A 20862-nucleotide genomic window follows, 5' to 3' on the forward strand; every position below is an offset into this window, starting at 1 on the left:
CGGGCTCCTGGAGTCCACTATCCCGTGCCGGCCTCGGTGGCCTGGGCTGCTTGCTCGTCCTCGTCCGTGGTGTCCTCCGAGGGCTCGCTCGCGGCGGTGGTGAGCGGCTGGCTCGATACCGTCTCATCACTGGCGGGATCGTCCGCCGGGGCCGAGGTAGTACCGGTTACCTGGCTGCTCGCGGGGTTGCGGCCAGAGATCGGCCCGCCCCCGACGCCGGGGGTCTCCTGCTCCTGATTGGTTCCTGCCTCGCCACCCTCGGTGGTGCCACCACCGCCCTGGCCTGGCTCGGAGGTGGTTCCGCCACCGGTGCCGCCGGTTCCGCCCTCACCGGTCCCCTGGCCGCCGTTGCCGCCGCCGGGCACGGGGATCTCGATGGTCAGGCCGGGAGCGATCGGGATGGAGACCTCCGTGGTCTCGGTCTCCTCCTCTTCCTCTTCTTCCTCCTCGGTCGTGGTGGGCGGCACGTAGACGGGCACGCCCGCGACACCACCGATCGGATCGGGCTCCGGGAAGTCCTCCCAGGGGGTGTTCATGAGGGCGCCGTCCATCGTGCGCTTCCAGATGGTGGAGGGGAAGCCGGAGCCATAGACCTGGCCGCCCCAGGATGTCAGCAGCGGCTCGCCATCGTTGGTGCCGACCCATACCGCGGTGGACAGGGATGGGGTGTAGCCGACCATCCAGGCATCACGGTTGTAGCCGGTATCCCCGAGTTGGGTGGTGCCGGTCTTCGATGCGGAGGGCTGGCCACCGATGAGCGCGTTGCCGTTGGAGTAGGCGGCGATCGGCTCCATCGCCGAGGTCGCGTTGTCGGCCACAGCTTCGCGCAGGCGCCGCTCGCCGTCGGGCTCGCCGCGCTCGAAGAGCAGCCGGCCCTCGGCGTCGACGACTCGCTCGACGAAGTAGGGCTCGTGGTAGATGCCCGAGGCGGCGATCGTCGCGTACGCGGAGGCCATGTCGATGGGGCGCACCTGGTACTGGCCGAGCACGATGCCGTTGTTGGGCGGGTCGCCCTGCTCGGTGAGCACCTCGAAGTCGAGCTCGGGGATCTCGCGCGGGATGCCGGCCTCGTGGGCTGCTTCCTTCACGTCCTGCGGGCCATTGTCGAGCGAGAGCATCAGGCGGTAGAAGGACGTGTTCAACGACTGCTTGAGCGCCTCGGCGATGGAGCAGCGGCCGCAGCTCGCGTTGGCAACGTTGCTGATGGTGATGCCATTGAGCGTCAGCGGGCTGCTGTCGTAGGGCTGGGTCACCGGGATGCCCTGGTCGAGAGCAGCGAGCAGGGCGAACACCTTGAACGTCGAGCCGGTCTGCAGCGGAGCATGGCCGTAGTCGAACCCGGCTCCGTCCTCACCGCCGTAGTAGGCGCGCACGGCACCGGAGCGTGGGTCGATCGAGACGACGGCCGTGCGCAGGTTCTCGGGCTGCCCGGAGAGCGTGTTGTCCACGGCATTGACCGCGGCGTCCTGGGCGAGGGAATCGATGGTGGTGGTGATCCGGAGGCCTTGCGTGTTGAGGGTCGTGTCATTGATGCCGAGCGAGCGCAGCTCGTTGATGACCCGGGTGCGGATCAGCCCGTTGGGGCCCGGCGTCATGGTTTCCTCGCCGACGTCCTCGAGGGCCCGGAACTCGGGGTACTGCGCGGCCGCTCGCTCGCTGGCACTAAGGGCACCGGTCTCCACCATGCCATCGAGCACGTAGCCCCACCGTGTCTCGGCCTCCTCGCGATTGAGGGCCGGATCGAGGCGCGAGGGCTGCTGGACGACCGCGGCGAGCACCGCGCTCTCCTCGGGGGTCAGCTCGGAGACGTCCTTGCCGAAGTAGTAGTCGGCGGCCAGCTCGATGCCGTAGGCGCCGCGGCCGAAGTAGATCGTGTTGAGGTAGGCGAGCAGGATGTCGTTCTTCGCCCACTCGCGGGACATCTTCGTCGCGATCACGAGCTCGCGCAGCTTGCGCGTCAGGGTCCGCTCGGAGCCGACGAGCGCGTTCTTGACGTACTGCTGGGTGATCGTGGAGCCACCGCCGGCGTTCTCGCTGCCCAGCAGGTTATCGCGGACCGCTCGGGCAAGCCCGGTGACCGAGAACCCGGGGTTGGTGTAGAAGTCCCGGTCCTCGGCGGCGATGACGGCGTCGAGCATGTGCTGGGGGATCTCGTCGATCGTGACCTCGGTGCGATTGCCCTCGGCGGGAACGATGCGCGCGAGCTCCGTCTCGCCGTCCTCCATGTAGATGGTGGCGACCTGGTTGGTCGGGATATCACCGGGCCGGGGCACGCTCGCTGCCATGTAGAACACCATGAACGTGGCGATGGGAACGATGATGATCAGGACGAGCGCGACCGCGAGGAGCCGCAGGGCCAGGCCGAGCCGGGACTTCTTGCGACGGGCTGCGCTGCCCCTCGGTGAGGGCTTCTTCGTCGAGCTCACTTCTGGACTCCCGTTCTTGCGGTGGCGCTCATGGTGCGGCTATTCGCTCGCGGTGCGGGCCGATGGTCGCTGTTGCTTGCGGCGGGATCGGCGCGGTGGTGCCTCGCCCAGCACGTGGGATTGCACGAGGTGGTTCCATCCACATGTCCGGCACACCTCCACGATATGGACCGTGAACTCTTCCTGCACCAGCGCGAGCCTCGCGATCTCCTCGTCGCTGCGCGCCGAGCCCGAGACCGTGCCGAGCCGATCACCGAATACCCACGATACGAGGGTGAGTTGTTCCTTACGGCAGATCGGGCAGACAACCTCGCTGGGGCGCCCGTGGAACTTCGCCGCCCGCAGGAGGTAGGGGCTCGCATCGCAGGCCTCGGCGACTCCGGTCCTCCCCGCGTAGACGTCGGCGAGGACGGAGCGACGCTGGAGCGCGTAGTCCACGGTCTGCCGCTGCGATCGCACGGGTCCAGAGTACGTCGGTGCCTCGCGGGCGCCTCGGCCTGGTGGCCCTTTGCACGCGCGGGCGCCAGTGTGACTGGCCGCACCCGAGGGCTGGAACGGGAAGCCGCTGGTGACGGGACCATGGAGTGGCGGTTGACACATCGTGGCGCGGAGGTTATGCCGTGGCTAACAAATACGTGCATCGAATATATCGCTGCGATACAGTTGGTTATCGCATCGCTGCATAAGCAGCGGTAGCCAGCACACCGGGACCAGTGAGGGGGAGCCGTGCTCGAGCTTGCAGTGCTAGGCCTCCTCAAGGAGTCCCCCATGCACGGGTACGAGCTGCGCAAGCGCCTGACCGAGCTGCTCGGTCCGTTCCGCGCGTTCTCGTACGGCTCGCTGTACCCCACGCTCCGCAGGATGCAAGCGGATGGCCTGATCGCTGAGGATCCCCTCAACGTGGGCCAGGGGCTACGCCGGCGCGCCCGGAAGGTCTATGAGGTCACCGAGGCAGGGCACGCCCGCTTCGACGAGCTCGTGGCCAACACCGGCCCGCAGAACTACAGCGACGACGGCTTCGGGGTCCACCTGGCGTTCTTCAACCGCACACCGGCCGACGCGCGGATCCGCATCCTCGAGGGCCGCCGGCGGCAGGTCGAGGAGCGCCGCGAGAGCCTCCGCGAGACCATCGCCCGCATGAGCGGGCATGACCGGTACACCCGGCAGCTGCACCAGCTCTCGCTCGAATCGAGCGAGCGCGAGGTCCGCTGGCTCAACGAGCTCATCTCCACCGAGACCGCCCCCCAGTCCCACAAATCGACAACGCCAACGAGCGAGCTTCACCAGACAGAAGGAGAACCCGACCATGGGTGAGAAAAAGGTACGCGTCGCCATAGCGGGTGTAGGCAACTGCGCCTCCTCGCTTGTGCAGGGCGTCGAATACTACAAGGACGCTGACGCCAGCTCGACCGTCCCCGGACTGATGCACGTGCAGTTCGGCGAGTACCACATCAGTGATGTGGAGTTCGTCGCCGCGTTCGATGTCGATGCCAAGAAGGTCGGGTTCGACCTTTCCGAGGCCATCAACGCCAGCGAGAACAACACCATCAAGATCGCCGACGTGCCGCCGACCGGCGTCAGTGTCCAGCGCGGGCCGACCCTCGACGGCATCGGCAAGTACTATGCCGAGACCATCGAGCTCTCCGACGCCGAGTCGGTCGACGTGGTACAGGCGCTCAAGGACACGAAGGCCGACGTCCTCGTCTCCTACCTTCCCGTGGGCTCCGAGGAGGCGGACAAGTTCTACGCGCAGTGCGCCATCGACGCGGGCGTGGCGTTCGTCAACGCGCTGCCCGTCTTCATCGCCTCCGACCCCGTCTGGGCGAAGAAGTTCGAGGACGCTGGCATCCCGATCGTCGGTGACGACATCAAGTCGCAGGTCGGCGCGACCATAACGCACCGCGTGATGGCCAAGCTGTTCGAGGACCGTGGCGTCGCGCTCGACCGCACCTACCAGCTCAATGTCGGCGGCAACATGGACTTCAAGAACATGCTCGAGCGCGAGCGCCTCGAGTCCAAGAAGGTCTCCAAGACCCAGGCCGTCACCTCGAACCTGAGCGGCTCGCTGTCGGGCAAGATCCATGACCGCAACGTCCACATCGGCCCCTCCGACTACGTCGAGTGGCTCGATGACCGCAAGTGGGCGTACGTGCGCCTCGAGGGCCGCGCCTTCGGCGACGTGCCCATCAACCTCGAGTACAAGCTCGAGGTGTGGGACTCCCCCAACTCGGCCGGCATCATCATCGACGCCGTGCGTGCCGCCAAGATCGCCCTGGATCGCGGCGTGGGCGGGCCAGTCTTCTCGGCCTCCTCGTACCTGATGAAGAGCCCCCCGAAGCAGCTCGCCGACGATGTCGCGCGCGCCCAGCTCGAGGACTTCATCAGCAACTGATGCCACGCCAGCGCGAGCTGGCCCAGCATGACCAGCGCCCCGGGAACCTCCACGGTCCCGGGGTGCTGCCATTCCCGGCTGCCTGCCCGCGCGTGGTCCGAATGTTTGAAGCACGCGCAACCGGGGCATCCCTTCTGTGACCCGTCCTCGAGCGCAGGAGAAGCAGCATCATGGACAAGCACGTGCCCCGCGACCCCGAGGACATCACCGGCGGGGAGCAGATCGCCACCACGCCGCAGGACGCTCGGGAGAACGTGGAGGCCGATCGGCTCGCTTCCAGCGATAGCCCCATGCCTGGCGAGGAGCAACCGCCGCCAGCGGGCAGCCCCGCTGCCGCCGGTCAGTCCGCATCGCGTCCGGCCGAGAGCGGCGAGCCCGCGGAGGACGAGGATGAGGACGAGAAGAAGGTCATGGGCCAGCCCAGCGTGATGCCTGGCACCCACGGCGCCGTAGCGGGAACAGCGTTCTCGCATCTCGTCGAGGATGACGAGACGGCCAATCGCAATCCGGCGGTCGCTGCGCAACTGGATAACAAGCGCGAGGAAGACCGGAAGGACGGCAAGTAGGCTCGCGCCCGCCTGCTCCCCCGCCTTTACTCCCCCGCCTGCTGCACCTCGGCCGATACACGTTCGGCGGCCTCGTCGGCGACCTGTCGCGAGAGCACGCCGGACTCCGCCATGTGATGGAGCTCCTCGACGATGGCGATGCGGCTGAGCGCCTTGGCCTGCCGCCGGCGCAGCACCCGCTCATCCAGCGCGCTGGAGGTGCCCATGTCCTCGAGGGTCTCGCTGGCACGCTCCTCCCAGTGGATGAAGAGATCCTTCGCGGCATCGACATTCGCGACCTCGACATTGGGGAGCGTCTTGAACAGCTCGAGCTCCTCGGCTGCCTTGTGGGCGGCTAGCCGTCGCGCGGAGATCTCGATGTAGCTGACCTCGTGCAGGTCCTCCCCGAGCGGCGGCGGCAGCTTGCCGAGGGACCACCTGTGCAAGAGCGCGTACCAGGGCAGGCGGGCACGGCGCGCATCGTCGACGCGCAGGGTTCCGCTCTCGACCTCCTCGATCTCATCATCGATCTCCTGCATGAGGGTTCGGGTGGCGATGGGCGGCAGGAGGCCGGCGTCGCTGAGGTTCTGATAGGTCTCGCGCTCGATGTGCAGGCCGCGCAGCATGAGCACATTGACCTGCTCCTCGCCGCTGAGATCGGTGCGGTTGAGCTGATCGCGGGCATCGGCCTCGGCGACGTCGAGGTGGGCGGCAACGAGGTCATCGTGGAAGTTGAGGTCGTCGAGCTTGTCGCGGGCGGCGCGGACGCCGACCATGCGGCCGAGCGATTCGAGGTACTCGTCGGTGCGGCTGGGCTTGTCGAGGCCGAGCGCATGCACGACGAACGAGATCGTGGTGGCGTTGACCAGCAGCGTGGCCAGCACGACGCCGCCGGTCATGGCGATGAACTCGTCGCGCCATTCGAGCTCGTCGGGCAGCGAGAGCGCGAGAGCGAGGGCGACGCCACCGCGCAGCCCGCCCCAGACGACGACGGCGGAGTTGCGGTTGCCGACCTTCGGGATACGAGCGAGCCGCTCGAGCATGATGACGACCGGGATGACTCCGAGCGGCCGGGAGATGAGCACCGCGGCGAGGCCGATGAGGATGGCGACGAGGTTCTCGCGGAGGATGTCGAAGTCGAGCGCGATGCCGATGAAGAGGAACAGCAGCGCGTTGGCCATGTAGCCGAGCGATTCCCACAGCTCGCGGAGCAGGTCACGGGCGGCATGCTGGGCACGGCTCTCGAGGAGGCCACCAACCGTGATGCCCGCGGCAACGGCGGCCATGACGCCGGACGCCTCGAGGATTGCCTCGGCGAAGACGAAGGAGCCGTAGGCGACCGCGATGGACATGGCGGCCGCGGCGAGCCTGTCGAGGAAGGGCAGGAGCATCACCGCGAGGGTGCCGACGATGGCACCAGTCAGGATTCCGCCCACCACGACGATGACGAAGTCGGTGATCCCGGCGCCGACGGAGAGCGTGCCAGTGACCGCTGCGACGGCGAGGATGTTGTAGAGCACGATGGCGACACCGTCATTGAGCAGGCTTTCCCCCTCGACGAGGGTGAGCAGCCGCTTGGGCACGCCGAGCTCGCGGAAGATCGCGACCACCGCGACGGGGTCCGTGGCGGAGATGAGGACACCGAAGAGCAGCGCGGCGAGGATGGGGGTGCCGAGCAGCGCGGTGAGGCTGAGCCCGACGACTGTCGCGGAGATGACGAGCGCGGCGGAAGCGAGCGCGCTGATGGCGAGCAGGTTGCGCATGAACTCGCGGGTGGAGAGGCCGAGGGCTGCCTCGAAGATCAGGATCGGCAGGAACAGGTTGATGAGCAGTTCCTTGAACCCGTCCCCGGTGAGGAAGTCCGAGACGACGAGGTTGGCGCCCATCTCGGTGGCGAGGAGCCCCGCGACGGCGAGGACGATGGTGAGCTGGATATGCGCCCGCCGGGTGACGAGGCTGATCAGGACGGCCGCGCCGAGGAGGAGTGACACCTCGAGAAGCGCGGTGGGGAGTTTCTCGACCAGCTCGTTGGGCATGGCTCACCTCGGGTTACGCCGTTGTTGATCTAACGGTGCTCCTCAAGATCATCCGGTGTCAATACCGGATATTCAGGGCGCGACGATATGGGGTCCGCCACACCCTATTTTCATAGTTAAACTATGGATCTAGGCTGAGGGGAAGAGCCCCCTTCACGCTTCCAGGAGCAGCCCATGACGACGACCACCGCGCACGAGCACCCATCGCTCGCCCGCATCTTCCGCGACCAGCCCCTCCCCGTCTGGATCACCGCCTTCGCCGCCGTCGTGCTGGCTTACCGCGAATCAGCTGCCCCCGAGGCCGATCCCCACGAGGTGCCCGCGCTCGCCGCTGCCGCCGGAGCCGACTAGGGCAAAACAGTCACAGGGGTGCGCGAGCGCGTGACCGCTGCCACACTGGTAGCCATGCAGCGACCGATACGCATTGGTGTGCAGATCCAGCCGCAGCACGCGCCCGACTACGCGCTCCTCCGCGATGCCGTGATGCGCGTGGAGGATGCCGGCGCCGACGTGGTGTTCAACTGGGACCACTTCTTCCCCCTCTACGGCGATCCCGACGGCCCGCACTTCGAATGCTGGACCATGCTCGCCGCCTGGGCCGAGCAGACCGAGTCGATCGAGTTCGGCGCGCTGGTCACGTGCAACAGCTACCGCAACCCCGAGCTGCTCGCCGACATGGCCCGCACCGTCGATCACATCTCGGGCGGACGGCTCATCCTCGGCATCGGCTCCGGCTGGTTCGAGCGCGACTACACCGAGTACGGATACGAGTTCGGCACCAAGGGCTCTCGCCTCAACGACCTCGCGGAGAGCCTGCCCCGCATCGAGAAGCGCCTCGGCCAGCTCAACCCCGCCCCCACCCGCGATATCCCCGTGCTCATCGGCGGCGGCGGCGTGCGCAAGACCCTTAGGCTCGTCGCGAAGCACGCAGGGATCTGGCACTCCTTCGGCGATGCCGAGACGTTCGCCTACAAGTCCGGAGTGCTCGCCGAGCACTGCGCTGCCGTGGGACGGGACCCTGCCGAGATCGAGCGCTCCATCCAGCTGCCCGAGGACCTCGACGACGCTCGCGAGTACATCGACGCCGGCGCCTCGCTGTTCACCATCCCGGTCAACGGCCCCGACTATGACCTCACGCCCGTGATCAAGGCCATCGCCTGGCGGGACAGCCTCAACGGGTAGTCGGCAGGGCGAGCGCGAGTGTGGCCCCGCACGGGAGCCCGCTCGGGGAACCCGCGAGTGTGCGAGAAACGACAGGATTGAGCACGAAAGCTGTCGTTTTTCGCACATCCGCGGCCGCGCAGGCAGCACACCCGCGGCCGCGCAGGCAGCACATGCGCCGCCAGCCCCCGAGAAAGCTACCCGCGCGAGCTGCCCTCCAGCAGGATCCTGCTGATCTCGCGCGGATCATCGATCATGGGAACGTGCCCCGCCCAGGGCAGCACGATGAGCCGCGCCTCGGGGAAGACCTTCCGCACGCCAGCCATCTCGTAGATCGGCAGCATGAGGTCTCCCCCGCCCCACTCCACGGTGATCGGGATCGCGTGATCCACCGGCGGGGTGATGCTCCAGTCCGCGCCCTGGATGGCGTCGATCATGGTGTTGGTCTTCAGTGATTCCAGGTCCCGCGCCGCTTCCAGCGGGTTGATGCGCCAGGGCCTGCCGAAGAAGACCCCGAGCGCGGCGCTGCGGACAAGGGGGTTGCGCAGCGCCGGGGGACCGACTGGGCCGAGCGCGCGGGCGACGGCGCGCAGTCCGAGGAAAGTCCGCGTCGCGCGCTGCTGGTCGAGGTCGTTGACGAAGAACCCGCCGGGCGAGAGCGCGGTGGCGGAGGCCACGACTCCGCGCGCGGCCAGCTCCAGCGAGAGCCATCCACCGAGGGAGTTGCCCGCCACATGCACCTTCTCCCCCGCCGGGGCGATGGAGGGCAGGAAGTCCTCCACCGCATCCGCGAGGGTCTGCAGGATGCGATCCGAGGCGGGGAGCTGTGGCGAATCGCCATGGCTCGGCAGGTCCACGGTGACCACGCGGCGCTCACGGGCGAGGCGGTCCACCACGGGGTTCCAAGCGCGCCGGTTGTGAACGATTCCGTGCAGCAGCACCAGGGTGGGGCCGGAACCTGTGACGCGATATGCGAGATCCATTTCTCGATTATCCCTGTGTCGTGGTGGTAGTTGGTGCCGGGTCCGCGAGGCGCCGCCATTTCCGGTAGGTGATGAGGAAAAGGGCGGCACAGACGAGGAGGACCAGGGACGGCCCGAGGCCGGTCTCGCCCTGGATGATCCCCGCGATAGCGCCGAGCAGCGCGATGGCAGTGAAGAACCCGGTGAAGCCGAGCATGATCTCGAGGCGCTGGCGCAGGGCAATGGGGTGCATCAGCTCTTGACCCCGCCGGCGGTGAGGCCGGAGACGATGCGCCGCTGGAAGATCAGCACCATGATGACGAGCGGGATGGTCACGAGGGTGCCGGCAGCCATGATCGCGGCGTAGGGCTGCACGAAGGGATCGTCGCCACCGAAGCGGGCGATGGCCACGGTGACCGGCTCGGTCGTGCGGTTGGAGAGCAGGCTGGCGAGGAGGAACTCGTTCCAGGTGATGATGAACGCGAGGATCGCCGAGGTGAACAGGGCGGGCGCTGCGAGCGGCAGGATGACGATGCGGAACGCCTGCGCGCGGGTGGCCCCGTCGACGCGCGCTGCTTCCTCGAGCTCCCATGGCAGGTCACCGAAGAACGAGGTGAGGGTGTACACGGTGAGCGGCAGCACGAAGGAGATGTTGGGGATCACCAGCGCCTGGTAGGTGCCGATCCAGCGAAGATCGGTGAACAGCTGGAACAGCGGGGTCACTAGCGCGACGACGGGAAACATGGAGGCGCCGAGGATGACCCCGGTGACGATGTACTTGCCGCGGAACTCGAGGCGGGCGAGCGCGTAGGCGGTGAAGATGCCCAGGCTCAGCGCGATCAGCGTGGTGGCAGTGCCGATGATGAGGCTGTTGATGATCGCGCCGAGGAAGTCGTTGCCGGCCCGGGTGGAGAGCGCGTTGCGGAAGTTGTCGAGGGTGAGGTTCGTCGGCCACGGGGTGGTGCTGAAGGTGAACCGGAGATCACGGAACGCGGTGACCATCATCCAGTAGAACGGCGCGAGCCCCCACACGAGGATGACAGCGACGCCAGCGTAGGTGCGCAGGGACTGCGAGCGGCGCCGACGCGCGGCCGTCGTCCGGGAGGACACGACCGCTTGGCCAGATCTCGCCATCATGTCCCCTTCCCCTGGGTTTCCTGGGCACGGACCGCATTGGCGCCAAGCCATTTCACCATGATGAACGCGACCGCGAAGATCATGAGGAACACGAGCGTGGAGAGCGCCGAGGCACTATTGAAGCTGCCTTGCCGGATGTCGGCCACCACCAGGATGGATACGGTGGTGGTGGGCGAGGCGCCGCCAGCGCCGTGGAGGATGGCGGGCAGGTCATACATGCGCAGGACGTCGAGGGTGCGAAAGAGCACCGCGACCATCAGTGCGGGCCGGACCAGCGGCAGGGTGATCTGGGTGAAGCGTTGCCAGGTGTTGGCGCCATCGACCTTGGCTGCCTCGTAGACATCCTTGGGGATCATTTGCAGGCCGGCGAGGATGAGCAACGCGACGAACGGGGTGGTCTTCCACACGTCGGAGATGATGACGGCGAATCGGGCGGGCCAGTCCTCGGTGAGCCAGCCGATGCGTCGGCCCAGGATCTGGTTGGCGATGCCCTGGTCCGCGAAGATGAAGAACCAGAGCTTGGCGGTGACGGCGGTGGGGATGGCCCACGGGATGAGGACGCTGGCCCGCAGGAGCGAGCGGCCCGCGAAGGTCCGCGCCATGATGATGGCCATCCAGAACCCCAGCACCACTTCGATCGTCACAGTGACGATGGCGAAGAAGAAGGTGATGCCCACCGATTCCCAGAAGTTGGAGCACAAGGTTCCGGGTGGGCAGGCGATCGTCTCGCCGAGGGAATTAGTGGTCTGCTGCAGTATCCACTTCGTGTAGTGCGCGAATCCCGCGAAGCCGCCATCGACGAAGCGGCCGGTCGCCTGATCGAATCCCTGGTCCGCCTGGAAGGACAGGTAGAGGGCCCGGATCACGGGATAGGCGATGACCACGGCAAGGATCGCCATGGTGGGGGCGATCAGGTAGACCGGTCGCCAGTCCCGCTTCCTCCGTGCCGGCGATACCGGCGCAGGCTTGCTGCGCCGCGAATCGGCCAGCACGGGGCCGGGAACATCGTTCCCGGCCCCTGCTGATCGAGCCAATCCCTTGTCTCCTTGGGCGTCAGGTGTCAGCGGCCCGCGGCGTCGATCGCGGCCTGCATGTTGGCGATGGCCTCGTCGACGGTCACGTCACCGTTGATGGCTGCATAGGCGTTGTCGCGCACGGCCTTCGAGATCGCCTCGTAGAACGGCGTCACCGGGCGCGGCTTGGCGTTCTCGAGGGATTCCTTCAGGACCGGGAGGTAGGGGTACTCCTCGGCGAGCGCGGAATCATCGTAGATCGAGGCAAGGACGGGCGGGAACGCGGCCTCCATGAACTGGCGCTGGCTCTCCTCGTTCTGGATGTAGGCGATGAAGTCCCGCGCGGTGGCCTTGTTCTCGGAGAACACGTTGATGGCGTTGTTGTAGCCACCGAGAGTGGACGTGCCGATGCCATCCTCGCCGGGCAGCGGCGCGATGCCGAAGCTGTCGGCGACGTTGGATTCCTCGGCGGCCGCGTTGGCATACATGTAGGGCCAGTTGCGGGCGTACATGGCGTCGCCGTCGACGAAGGTGAGGTTGGTCTCTTCCTCGGTGAAGCCGGTGGCACGCTTGGGGATCACGCCGTTGTTGAATGCATCCACGAGGGTCTGGAGCGCGGCACGCACCTCAGGAGTGTCCACTGCGGGGGTCTGGCCATCGTCGCCGACGATGTCGCCACCGAAGGCGTTGATCGCCTCGGAGACGTTGACGGTGAGCCCCTCGTAGTTGCTGAACTGGCCCACGTAGCAGTCGATGCCGGCGTCGAACGCCGCGCCGCAGGAATCGGACAGCTCGGCCCAGGTCGTGGGTGCCTCGTCGACGAGGTCGGTGCGGTAGTACAGCAGCGCGCCGTTGGTGTTCTGCGGGCCGGCGTAGAGCGTGTCGCGGTAGGTGGCGCTCTCCACGGTCGCGGGCAGTAGTCCGGAGGTGTCGAGCTCGAGCTCGCCCTGAAGCGGCTGCGCCCATCCGTTGGCAGCGAACTCGGCGGTCCACACCACGTCGAGAGCCATCACGTCATACTGGCCGTCCTGCGCCTGGAGGCTCTGGACGAGTGCGTTGCGCTGATCGTCCGCGGAGCCGGGCAGCTCGGCGAAGGTCACTTCCTCCTCCGGGTTCTCGGCGTTCCAGCGCTCGATGACCTCGAGGACGACGGCGGCATCGTTCTTGCCCATCGCGAAGGTGATCGGGCCGCGCCCGTCGAGGTTCTGCTCCGCGGCCTGGTCCGCGCTCAAGGGATTGGAGCAACCGGTCAGCATCAATGCTCCGGCCGCTGCGGCGGCGAGTAGCGCGCGCGGGATGTAGGACATCTACCACTCCAGTTCTGCGACGCCCGATCAGCGGGGCGTGTTCCGTCACGTTCGTGTTGCTGGCGCCCAGCGTCCCTGGGGGACCAGCACCGTCGGGAACAGTGTGCCTGCTCGGGGCGCGCAAACCTGGCATTTCGATCTCGAATCAGCGTCGATGCGGGTCGCGATTCCGATACGCATCCCATTCGCGGGACTCGTCCGAATCAGCGTCGCGCGCGGTTTACCTGCTGTTCCAGGGCGTTCAGCTTCCCTCCCGCGATGCTTGGCCAGCGTTACCCGGGCGTTCACCGTCCCCGTGCCTGCCGCTCACCTCGTGTCCCTAGCGTCCCAGTGGAGTAGCCCTCAGGAACGTCACGCCAGCCCTGCCCCAAGGAGACCCACTGTGAAGCTCCAGCCCTTGTCCCTCTTCGTCAAGCATGACGGCCAGTCCGCCCGCTCCCACGCGACCTGTGTCTACCGGTGCGGCGATGCGTGCTCCAAGGAGGTCCCCAACACCTCCGGCAACGAGTACTTCGGCGATGTCGTGCGCGCGGCAGTGACCCGCCGCCGGGTGCTGCATGGTGGCGCGGTCGCCGCCCTCGGCATCGGTGCCAGCACCGTCCTCGCCGCGTGCGGCACCAGTGATTCCGCGACCGGCGCCCAGGCCAGCGCCTCCCCCACCAGCGGTGATGGCGGCGAGCTCCCACCCCCGCCGCGCGGCCTCGACTTCGAGCCCGTGCCCCCGAACACCGAGGACGCGGTGCGCGTGCCCAGCGGCTACTCCAGCGATGTGGTGATCCGCTGGGGCGATCCTGTTCTCGACGGCGCTCCCGCATGGGACTTCACCGCTCAGAACGCCGCCGCGCAGGAGCAGCAGTTCGGCTACAACAACGACTTCGCCGGCCTTCTCCCCATCGAGGGCTCCCCCAATGACCACCTGCTCGTCGTCAGCCATGAGTACACCAACGAGCCGGCCATGTTCCCCGGCTACGACGAGGAGAACCCCACCGAGGAGCAGGTCCGCACCGCGTGGGCGGCGCACGGCATCTCGGTGGTCAAGGTCCGGGGCAATGCCGGCGACGGCCGCCTCGTCCCGGCTGCCTCGGAGTACAACCGGCGCCTCACCGCCACCGCCGAGTTCCGGCTCGTCGGCCCCGCTGCCGGCAGCGACCTCGTACGCACCAGTTCCGATCCCGTCGGCACGACCGTCCGCGGCACGCTGAACAACTGCGCGGGCGGCGTCACCCCGTGGGGCACGATCCTCTCCGGCGAGGAGAACTTCAACCAGTACTTCGCCAACGCCGACCAGGTCACCGAGGAGCCCGCAGCCACCCGTCTCGCGCGCTACGGCATGCCCGAGGGCGCGTCGCGCCGAGCCTGGGAGCGCTTCGACCCACGCTTCGATGTCACCGCCGAGCCGAACGAGCCCAACCGCTTCGGCTACATCGTGGAGATCAACCCGTGGGATCCCGCCTCCACCCCGGTCAAGCACACCGCCATGGGCCGGTTCAAGCACGAGGGCGCCACCATCCACGTCACCGACGACGGCTCCGTGGTGGCCTACATGGGCGATGACGAGCGCTTCGACTACATCTACAAGTTCGTCTCCGCGAAGAAGATCCAGCAGGGCAACGGCGCCGCCGCGATGCGCCACAACATGACCATCCTCGACGAGGGCACTCTCTACGTCGCGCGCTTCGACGGCAACTCCCCCACCAGCGAGTTCGACGGCTCCGGCGCGCTGCCCAAGGACGGGGCGTTCGATGGCACCGGCACCTGGATCCCGCTGCTCCGCGCCACCGCTGACGGTGCCGAGTCGCTCATCGATGGCTTCACCGCCGAGGAGGTAGCGGTATTCACCCGCCTCGCCGCGGACGAGGCCGGCGCGACGAAGATGGACCGCCCCGAGGACATCGAGGCCAACCCACGCACTGGCAAGGTGTACTGCGCCCTGACCAACAACAAGAACCGCGGCGTGGACGACTACGCCCCGGCGGACGAGGCGAACCCGCGCAACGAGAACAAGAACGGCCAGGTCATCGAGATCTCCGACGACCACACTGGCACGAGCCTCACCTGGACGCTGCTGCTGGTGTGTGGCGACCCGGCCACCGCCGATACCTACTACGGCGGGTTCGACAAGGAGCAGGTCTCCCCCATCTCCTGCCCCGACAACGTCGCGTTCGACCCGGATGGCAACCTGTGGATCTCCACCGACGGCAATGCCCTCGGCGCGAACGACGGACTGTTCTCCGTGGTTCTCGACGGCCCGCGCCGCGGCGAGACCCGCCAGTTCCTGTCCGTGCCCATCGGAGCGGAGACCTGCGGGCCCATCATCACCGAGAACCGCCACATCGTGTGCGTGCAGCATCCGGGCGAGCTCGATGACGCGACCATCGAGAACCCCGCCTCGCACTGGCCCGAGGGCGGCGACGCGCAGCCGCGCCCCTCGGTCGTGGTGGCCTGGAAGGGCTAGCTGCTGTAGCTAGCGTGACCCGCTCGCGAGTGTGCGATCTACGACAGCTTTTCGCGCTGGACCTGTCGTTTTTCGCACACTCGCTGGGCTGCGGGGCTACCCATGCCCAGCCCGGCCTACTGCGGTCCCCGGGTCTCCGTGGTGATCTGCTGGTGGATCGGAAGCCATCCGCTCTCGCCGATGCACGTGGCGAACGAGGGCATGCCCACGGGCATCCACGGCCCCTCGACCCGCACGGTGGTGAATCCGTGGCTGCTGCCACCGATCTGCGGGAACACCTCGAGCACGCAGTCCATGGCGACCCGGTGCTCGCCGAACCCCTCGAAGCACAGCGACAGGCCCGCGACCCCCATGGGAAGCTGGTTGCAGTTCACTGGCTGGGCCGATGCCGTTGCCGCGCCGCCTGCTAGCGCCGCCGCAGTGAGCGCCGCGCCGCATGCACCGGTGGCGAGGGCACGCTGGATCCCCTTCATCAGTAATCACACCTTCCGGGTGTCATCGAAATGCTGTCATCCCCGGGGCTTCCGGGGACGCGTTGATCGTGGCACACCAGATGGTCCCTGCCACGTGTGGTTGGCCGGACTGTGACCTGCCGCCCGGCTAGCTGCCAAGCAGGAGCGGGGCGAGCTGATCGAACGCGTCGCCAGGGCCTGGGTTGTGGGGGTGGGTGCGTCCACCGAGCTGCCGCTGCACGGCCCACACCGCGTTGAGAGCTGTCGTCACGGCTCCCTCGGCCCACCCGGCGGTGAAGGAGATGTCATCCCCGGCCAGGTAGATGCCGCGATGCGGCGGTGCAGAGGCATCCTGCATGAAGTGCGTGAACAGCCGTTGCTGGTACCGGTAGTGGCCTGGCAGGTTGTTCTTGAACGCACCCATGAAGTTGGGGTCGCTCTCCCAGGAGACGGTGATCGGCTCACCGCGTATGTGGGACGCGATATCCACTCCGGGATAGATGGTGCTCAACGAGTGCAGCATCAGGCGAACGCGTTCCGGCGGATCCAGCGCCAGCCACTTCAGCGCGTCATCGTTCCAGGTGTAGCTCAGGCAGATCGTGGCAGGCCCGTCCGGCTGGTCCTCGAGGAGATACGTGGCACGAGTGAGGCGATCGGTGAGGGTCATGCTCATCGCGTGCTGTCCTGTGCCGGGATCAGCATCGTGCCAGAAGGGGCGATCGACCATCACGAAGGTCTTGGAGGATTGCATGTAGTGGCTGCGCTCCATCGCGGACCACAGGTCGTGGTGGAACAGGCCCTCGTCGCAGTCGATGCGGGCTGATAGCAGCCACGTCTGGCACGTGACGATGACAGCCTCGTAGGAGGCTGTGTTGCCCAGCATGTCGGTAATGGCGATCTTGCCGTGCGCGTCGCGGTGGATGCGTCGCGCACCCATCCGTGGACCTCCGGGATGCAGTGTTGCCACCGATGTTCCCGATGGCCAGGGCGTGGAATCGTCGAGCGGCAGCTGCCAGATGGCTCGGGGGAGCGCATCGGCGCCGGCGAGGATGCGATGGTGGTCCTCGTCGGCACCGGTGAGGACGATGCGCAGCACCTCGAGGATGGAGTTGGGGAAATCAGTGTCCCATCCGCCGGTGCCGAACCCCACTTGCCCGAACATCTCCCGGTAGCGGAACGGCTGGTCGGCAAAGCCTGGTGAGCGGGAAAGGAATCCGTAGAATGATTCGTCGTCGAGCCGCGCCACCATCGGGTTCCACAGCTCCTTGATAGCGCGGTGGTCCCGGCGATGTATTGCTGCGCGCAGCGCGTCCCCGTTGGCGGCGCGCAGGCATTGCTCCCAGCACCGCGATACCTCGTGGAAGACCGGTGGCAGGTCCTCGGCGGTGCGGGCGTAGTGGCGCGCTCCCCCGAGCTCGATCACGGTGCTTGGCGTCGCGGGCACCAGTGGGTTCGGAAAAGGCGCCGTGCGCAGTCCGGCCTTGTCGATGTAGTGGAACAGCGCGCGGCTGGACCGGGGGAAGCGCATGGCGCCGAGATCCGCGGGCGGCGCCGAGGAATCAGGAAACCGGGCCGAGCGCATCCGGCCACCGAGCTTCGCTGACTCGTAGACCACGGGGCGAGCGCCGAGCTTGAGCAGTTCGTGGGCACAGACAACTCCTGCGAGCCCGCCCCCGATGATCGCTACGGGCGTGCCGTGCGCGTCGCTGGGGAGGTTGCCGAGTCCGGCGGGGTGGGCGAGGTAGGTGTCATAGGAGAAGGGGAAGTCTGGCACCAGCATGGACATGCTCATGGGAGGTCCTGCAGGTAGGTGTTGACGGCACGGCCCGCGTGGGCGGCGGTGATGTCGATGTCGTGCACCGTGATCCCCGGCTTCGCTCCGGCGAGCATCAGGGTGCCCAGCGGTCCGGTGACCGTGCTCTGCCCGATGAATTCCGGCCGGGCATAGTTTGCATAGGCGATATGCAGCTGGTTCTCGATCGATCGGGCTGGGACGATCACCTCGGGCACCTGTTCGGCCACCTGACCGGTCATGCCATCGGTCAGGGCAGTGGGCACGCACAGCAGGTCAGCACCCGCAAGGCTGGCCGCGCGAGCTATCTCCGGGAACTCGATCTCATAGCAGAGCGCGAGTCCGATTCGAGCACCGGCGAGCTCCACCACCCCAGTAGGATCTCGGCCCGCCTCGAAGCTAGCCTTCTCTGCCGCGCCAAAAAGGATGCGCTTGCGGTGATGGAGCCGGGCCTCGCCCCCGGCTAGCAACGTCACGGTGATGAATCGACGCCCAGCCGCTAGCTCGGGGGTCGAGACCACCAGGGCGATCCCGGACTCACTGCTGATGCGTGCCGCGGCCTCCCGCAGCCGATCGCCCTCGGCCGCGACGAGCGCGGCCCGCGCAGGATCGTAGCGAGTGAGCATCAGCTCGGGAGTCACCAGGATATCCGCTCCGAGGCTGGCGGCCTGGTCGGCGAGGTGGCCCAGCATCGCGATGTTCTGCTCCAGGTCATCGCTCAACGCCGACGCTGCTACCTGCGCGATCCCGACTCGCATGCTGCACCTCCCTACCTATTGTCGGTGATGCGCCTCGCGATCGCGCGCGAACCCGCCGTCACGCAGCGTTCCAGAGGACCCCGGCCCACCCAATGCGACCAGGCCAGCGCCACCACGATCGGCACGAGAAGGAACAGCACGAACTGGATCATGTCCAGCGTGAGCACGCCCAGCATCATCATGAGACCAAGAGCGACGATGTGACCGGCATAGATGGTCAGCGGCATCCGCCCCACTGCGGCGAGGGGCGCGACCGCGCGCGGTATCCAGCGCGCCAGCAGCAACGATGCCCCGATCACCAGGAGCGCCACTCCCCCGCTGCCGATGATCTCGAAGCTCGTGCCCGAGTGCGGATAGTCCACGAGCAGCCAGCGCCAATCCGTCGGATAGACGGTTCCCATGAAGCCCGTTCGCGCCACGCTGTCGAGCAGCTCAGCACCCTTGCCCGGGGCAAATGTGTCCATCGAAGCGATGAGAGCATCCCGCGCTCCTGCCATCATCGCGAGCGCGGACGTGCCATATCCGAGCACCGCGAGAACGAGCCCGACACCCACGAGCCGCCACCCTGCCTCTCGCCGATCCACTCCCCACCTGCCCACCGCGAGGCCCAGCAGCAGGAAGGGAACCCACGTCAACACCGGGTAGGTTCCATCGATGAACGTCATGCGCAGCCCCGCGCCCAACGATGCGGGGTCGAGCAGGTCGAGCGCGGTCAGTGTTCCGCCGATCGTGTCGGTCTGGGGCAGCACATGGGCACGCAGGACGAACGATGCGATTGGTGCAAGCACCGCCCATGCAGCCGCGACCGCGGCCAGTCTCTGCCAGCTCCACGACAGAACGGGCAGGGCCAGCACGAACAGCACCGCATAGCTCACCAGGATGACCTGGACATGGCTGGGCACTACCGCAAGGAGCAGCCCCAGGAACAGCAGGATCGCGGCGCGCGCAGCGATCGCTGCTCGGTCCCGGCGCAGCCGCCAACTGCCGTGGACCCGCTGGCCACCCGAGAGCAGCGCCAGCGATACCCCGGCGAGGACCGCGAACAGGATCGATGAGCGACCAGCGAAAACGGCGTTCGTTTCCTGGCTGACCGCGAGCATGCCCGTGTGCACCACGATCATGCCCAGTACTGCGAGGCCGCGCGCTAGATCGATCCCCGCTAGTCGAGGAGCGGCAGAGGTAGGGATTCCGGCGGGGCTGGGTGCCAGGGAGCGTGACATGGGCTCAACGATAGGCATCGACGCGACCGGACTCATCGGCCCGGAGCAGGAGTTCCGCGTCATCCCTTGGGCGGACGGCGATGCGCCGCCTGTACGCGCCGCCGGCACCCGATAGCCTGTAGGCATGCCGACCGCACTGATCACTGGAGCCAGCCGGGGCCTCGGTGCCGCCATCGCCCAGGAGCTCGAGTCCACGCACCGGATCCTGCTCGGGGGCCGCGATGAGGCAGCACTGCAGCCACTAGCGGATCACCTGCCCGATGCGGATCCGTGGACCGTGGACCTCACCGACCGTGCCGCGGTCACCGAGGCAGCGAGCACCGTGGGGCCGCTCGATGTTCTGGTGCACAACGCGGGCGTGGCCGAGATCGGCAGCATCAGCGATACTTCACTGTCGGTCTGGGAGCGCACGCTCGAGGTGAACCTCCTCGCGATCGTGCACCTCACGCGGGAGCTGCTGCCTGCGTTGCGGCTCGCTGGAGGCCACGTTGTGCTGATCAACTCAGGTGCCGGCCTGCGAGCCAATGCGGGATGGTCCGCCTACGCCGCCTCGAAGTTCGCGCTGCGCGCGTTCGCTGACGCCCTCCGGCTCGAGGAGCCCGCGCTGCGGGTCACGTCGGTCTTCCCGGGTCGCATCGATACTGACATGCAGCGGTCCATCGTCGCGACCGAGGGGCGCGAGTACGACCCCGACGAGTTCCTCCGCCCCGCGACGGTGGCGCAGGCGGTGGCCAACGCGATCAGGACACCGCGGGATGGTCATCCCAGCGAGATCGTGCTGCGTCCCAGCGGCAGCTAGGACGCCCGCGGCGGCGAGGAATTCAGGGCGTGGTCTCCCGCTCAGAAGAGCGGGGTAAGCCCGATTCCGGTATGCACGTCAACGGGCCCGCTGGTGCCGGGCACGCACACGACAGTGACTCCCCCGGCTCCCTCGATCACCGGTGGCAGGAGGATCTTCGGGATGATCGTCCACGGCCCCACCGGTAGCCCCTGGGGCGCGGTGCGGCAGAACTGGCCAGGTGCGTTGACCTCGACAGCGGTGGCGATGCCGAGGTCCCAGGCGGTGACCGCGGGACTCGCTGTGGCGGCGCTGGCACCCAACAGAGCTAGCGGGGCGGCGAGGGCCATGGTGACGGCCGCGCGCGCGAGCATCGTTCTCATCGGGCTACCTTTCGGATGCGGGATGCCCTGGTGGCAGCGCAGACC

At 67.5% G+C, this 20862-nt stretch carries 20 protein-coding genes; 7 read left to right on the forward strand and 13 right to left on the reverse strand.

All coding sequences use genetic code 11. From position 1 onward, the window contains the following. Positions 1 to 17 precede the first annotated feature (17 nt). The gene (locus FXO18_RS06020; RefSeq protein WP_407936440.1) at positions 18 to 2426 is read right to left on the reverse strand and encodes a transglycosylase domain-containing protein; all 2409 of its coding nucleotides are present in this window, start codon (positions 2424 to 2426) and stop codon (positions 18 to 20) included. Positions 2427 to 2465: 39 nt separating this feature from the next. Further along, on the reverse strand, positions 2466 to 2885 hold the full coding sequence (locus FXO18_RS06025; protein WP_149360214.1) for a DUF5318 family protein: 420 nt from the start codon (positions 2883 to 2885) through the stop codon (positions 2466 to 2468). Positions 2886 to 3152: 267 nt separating this feature from the next. Between FXO18_RS06025 and FXO18_RS06030 the strand changes: the two genes are divergently transcribed. The 3 genes from FXO18_RS06030 (at position 3153) to FXO18_RS06040 (ending at position 5384) form a co-directional block, all read left to right on the forward strand. Next, a complete protein-coding gene (locus FXO18_RS06030; protein WP_149360215.1) occupies positions 3153 to 3740 on the forward strand; it encodes a PadR family transcriptional regulator in 588 nt (195 codons plus the stop codon). Next, positions 3733 to 4818 (forward strand): inositol-3-phosphate synthase, encoded by a 1086-nt coding sequence (locus FXO18_RS06035; RefSeq protein WP_149360216.1) that lies wholly within the window; start codon positions 3733 to 3735, stop codon positions 4816 to 4818. The genes FXO18_RS06030 and FXO18_RS06035 overlap by 8 nt, the downstream gene beginning before the upstream one ends. Positions 4819 to 4988: 170 nt before the next feature. Continuing rightward, positions 4989 to 5384, forward strand: a complete 396-nt coding sequence (locus FXO18_RS06040) for a hypothetical protein (RefSeq protein ID WP_149360217.1) — start codon at positions 4989 to 4991, stop codon at positions 5382 to 5384. Between the two features lie 26 nt (positions 5385 to 5410). Here the strand turns inward: FXO18_RS06040 and FXO18_RS06045 are convergent, their stop codons facing one another. Further along, positions 5411 to 7399, reverse strand: coding sequence for a cation:proton antiporter (locus FXO18_RS06045; RefSeq protein WP_149360218.1), 1989 nt, complete (start codon positions 7397 to 7399; stop codon positions 5411 to 5413). Between the two features lie 174 nt (positions 7400 to 7573). On the opposite strand from FXO18_RS06045, the gene FXO18_RS15870 reads away from it, so the two are divergent. Then, positions 7574 to 7750, forward strand: coding sequence for a hypothetical protein (locus FXO18_RS15870; protein WP_187774215.1), 177 nt, complete (start codon positions 7574 to 7576; stop codon positions 7748 to 7750). Between the two features lie 54 nt (positions 7751 to 7804). Next, on the forward strand, positions 7805 to 8581 hold the full coding sequence (locus FXO18_RS06050) for an LLM class F420-dependent oxidoreductase (protein WP_149360219.1): 777 nt from the start codon (positions 7805 to 7807) through the stop codon (positions 8579 to 8581). 176 nt (positions 8582 to 8757) lie between these two features. Here FXO18_RS06050 and FXO18_RS06055 read toward each other — a convergent pair whose 3' ends face one another. Genes FXO18_RS06055 through FXO18_RS06075 form a run of 5 tightly spaced genes read right to left on the reverse strand, consistent with a single transcriptional unit; the run spans position 8758 to position 12979 of the window. Next, on the reverse strand, positions 8758 to 9543 hold the full coding sequence (locus tag FXO18_RS06055; RefSeq protein ID WP_149360220.1) for an alpha/beta fold hydrolase: 786 nt from the start codon (positions 9541 to 9543) through the stop codon (positions 8758 to 8760). A 7-nt stretch (positions 9544 to 9550) separates the two neighbouring features. Continuing rightward, positions 9551 to 9775: a hypothetical protein gene (locus FXO18_RS06060; protein ID WP_149360221.1), complete on the reverse strand. Its 225-nt coding sequence runs from the start codon at positions 9773 to 9775 to the stop codon at positions 9551 to 9553. Continuing rightward, positions 9775 to 10659 carry a carbohydrate ABC transporter permease gene (locus FXO18_RS06065; RefSeq protein ID WP_149360222.1) on the reverse strand — a complete coding sequence of 295 codons (885 nt, stop codon included), beginning with the start codon at positions 10657 to 10659 and terminating at the stop codon, positions 9775 to 9777. Before FXO18_RS06065 ends, FXO18_RS06060 begins: the two co-directional genes overlap by 1 nt. After that, entirely contained in the window at positions 10656 to 11693 is a 1038-nt protein-coding gene (locus FXO18_RS06070) for a carbohydrate ABC transporter permease (protein WP_407936441.1), read from the reverse strand. The genes FXO18_RS06065 and FXO18_RS06070 overlap by 4 nt, the downstream gene beginning before the upstream one ends. Before the next feature lie 26 nt (positions 11694 to 11719). Continuing rightward, a complete protein-coding gene (locus tag FXO18_RS06075; protein WP_149360223.1) occupies positions 11720 to 12979 on the reverse strand; it encodes an ABC transporter substrate-binding protein in 1260 nt (419 codons plus the stop codon). A gap of 382 nt (positions 12980 to 13361) precedes the next feature. Here FXO18_RS06075 and FXO18_RS06080 point away from each other — a divergent pair, with 382 nt between their 5' ends. Beyond that, complete coding sequence (locus tag FXO18_RS06080; protein WP_149360224.1) at positions 13362 to 15434, forward strand: PhoX family protein; 2073 nt, start codon at positions 13362 to 13364, stop codon at positions 15432 to 15434. A 116-nt stretch (positions 15435 to 15550) separates the two neighbouring features. On the opposite strand, the gene FXO18_RS06085 is transcribed toward FXO18_RS06080, so the two are convergent. From FXO18_RS06085 to FXO18_RS06100, 4 genes are all read right to left on the reverse strand, one after another. Continuing rightward, positions 15551 to 15907, reverse strand: coding sequence for a hypothetical protein (locus FXO18_RS06085; protein ID WP_149360225.1), 357 nt, complete (start codon positions 15905 to 15907; stop codon positions 15551 to 15553). Between the two features lie 127 nt (positions 15908 to 16034). Beyond that, positions 16035 to 17678, reverse strand: coding sequence for a flavin monoamine oxidase family protein (locus FXO18_RS06090; RefSeq protein WP_149360226.1), 1644 nt, complete (start codon positions 17676 to 17678; stop codon positions 16035 to 16037). Continuing rightward, positions 17675 to 18436: a nitrilase-related carbon-nitrogen hydrolase gene (locus FXO18_RS06095; protein WP_149360227.1), complete on the reverse strand. Its 762-nt coding sequence runs from the start codon at positions 18434 to 18436 to the stop codon at positions 17675 to 17677. The genes FXO18_RS06090 and FXO18_RS06095 overlap by 4 nt, the downstream gene beginning before the upstream one ends. Positions 18437 to 18447: 11 nt before the next feature. Next, positions 18448 to 19656 (reverse strand): acyltransferase family protein, encoded by a 1209-nt coding sequence (locus FXO18_RS06100; protein WP_187774216.1) that lies wholly within the window; start codon positions 19654 to 19656, stop codon positions 18448 to 18450. Positions 19657 to 19780: 124 nt separating this feature from the next. Here FXO18_RS06100 and FXO18_RS06105 point away from each other — a divergent pair, with 124 nt between their 5' ends. Further along, positions 19781 to 20455 carry an SDR family oxidoreductase gene (locus FXO18_RS06105; protein ID WP_149360229.1) on the forward strand — a complete coding sequence of 225 codons (675 nt, stop codon included), beginning with the start codon at positions 19781 to 19783 and terminating at the stop codon, positions 20453 to 20455. A gap of 41 nt (positions 20456 to 20496) precedes the next feature. On the opposite strand, the gene FXO18_RS06110 is transcribed toward FXO18_RS06105, so the two are convergent. Continuing rightward, the gene (locus FXO18_RS06110) at positions 20497 to 20817 is read right to left on the reverse strand and encodes a hypothetical protein (protein ID WP_149360230.1); all 321 of its coding nucleotides are present in this window, start codon (positions 20815 to 20817) and stop codon (positions 20497 to 20499) included. Positions 20818 to 20862: the final 45 nt, after the last annotated feature.

The organism is Lolliginicoccus suaedae (assembly GCF_008312885.1).
In the GTDB taxonomy this organism is placed as follows: domain Bacteria; phylum Actinomycetota; class Actinomycetes; order Mycobacteriales; family Mycobacteriaceae; genus Lolliginicoccus; species Lolliginicoccus suaedae.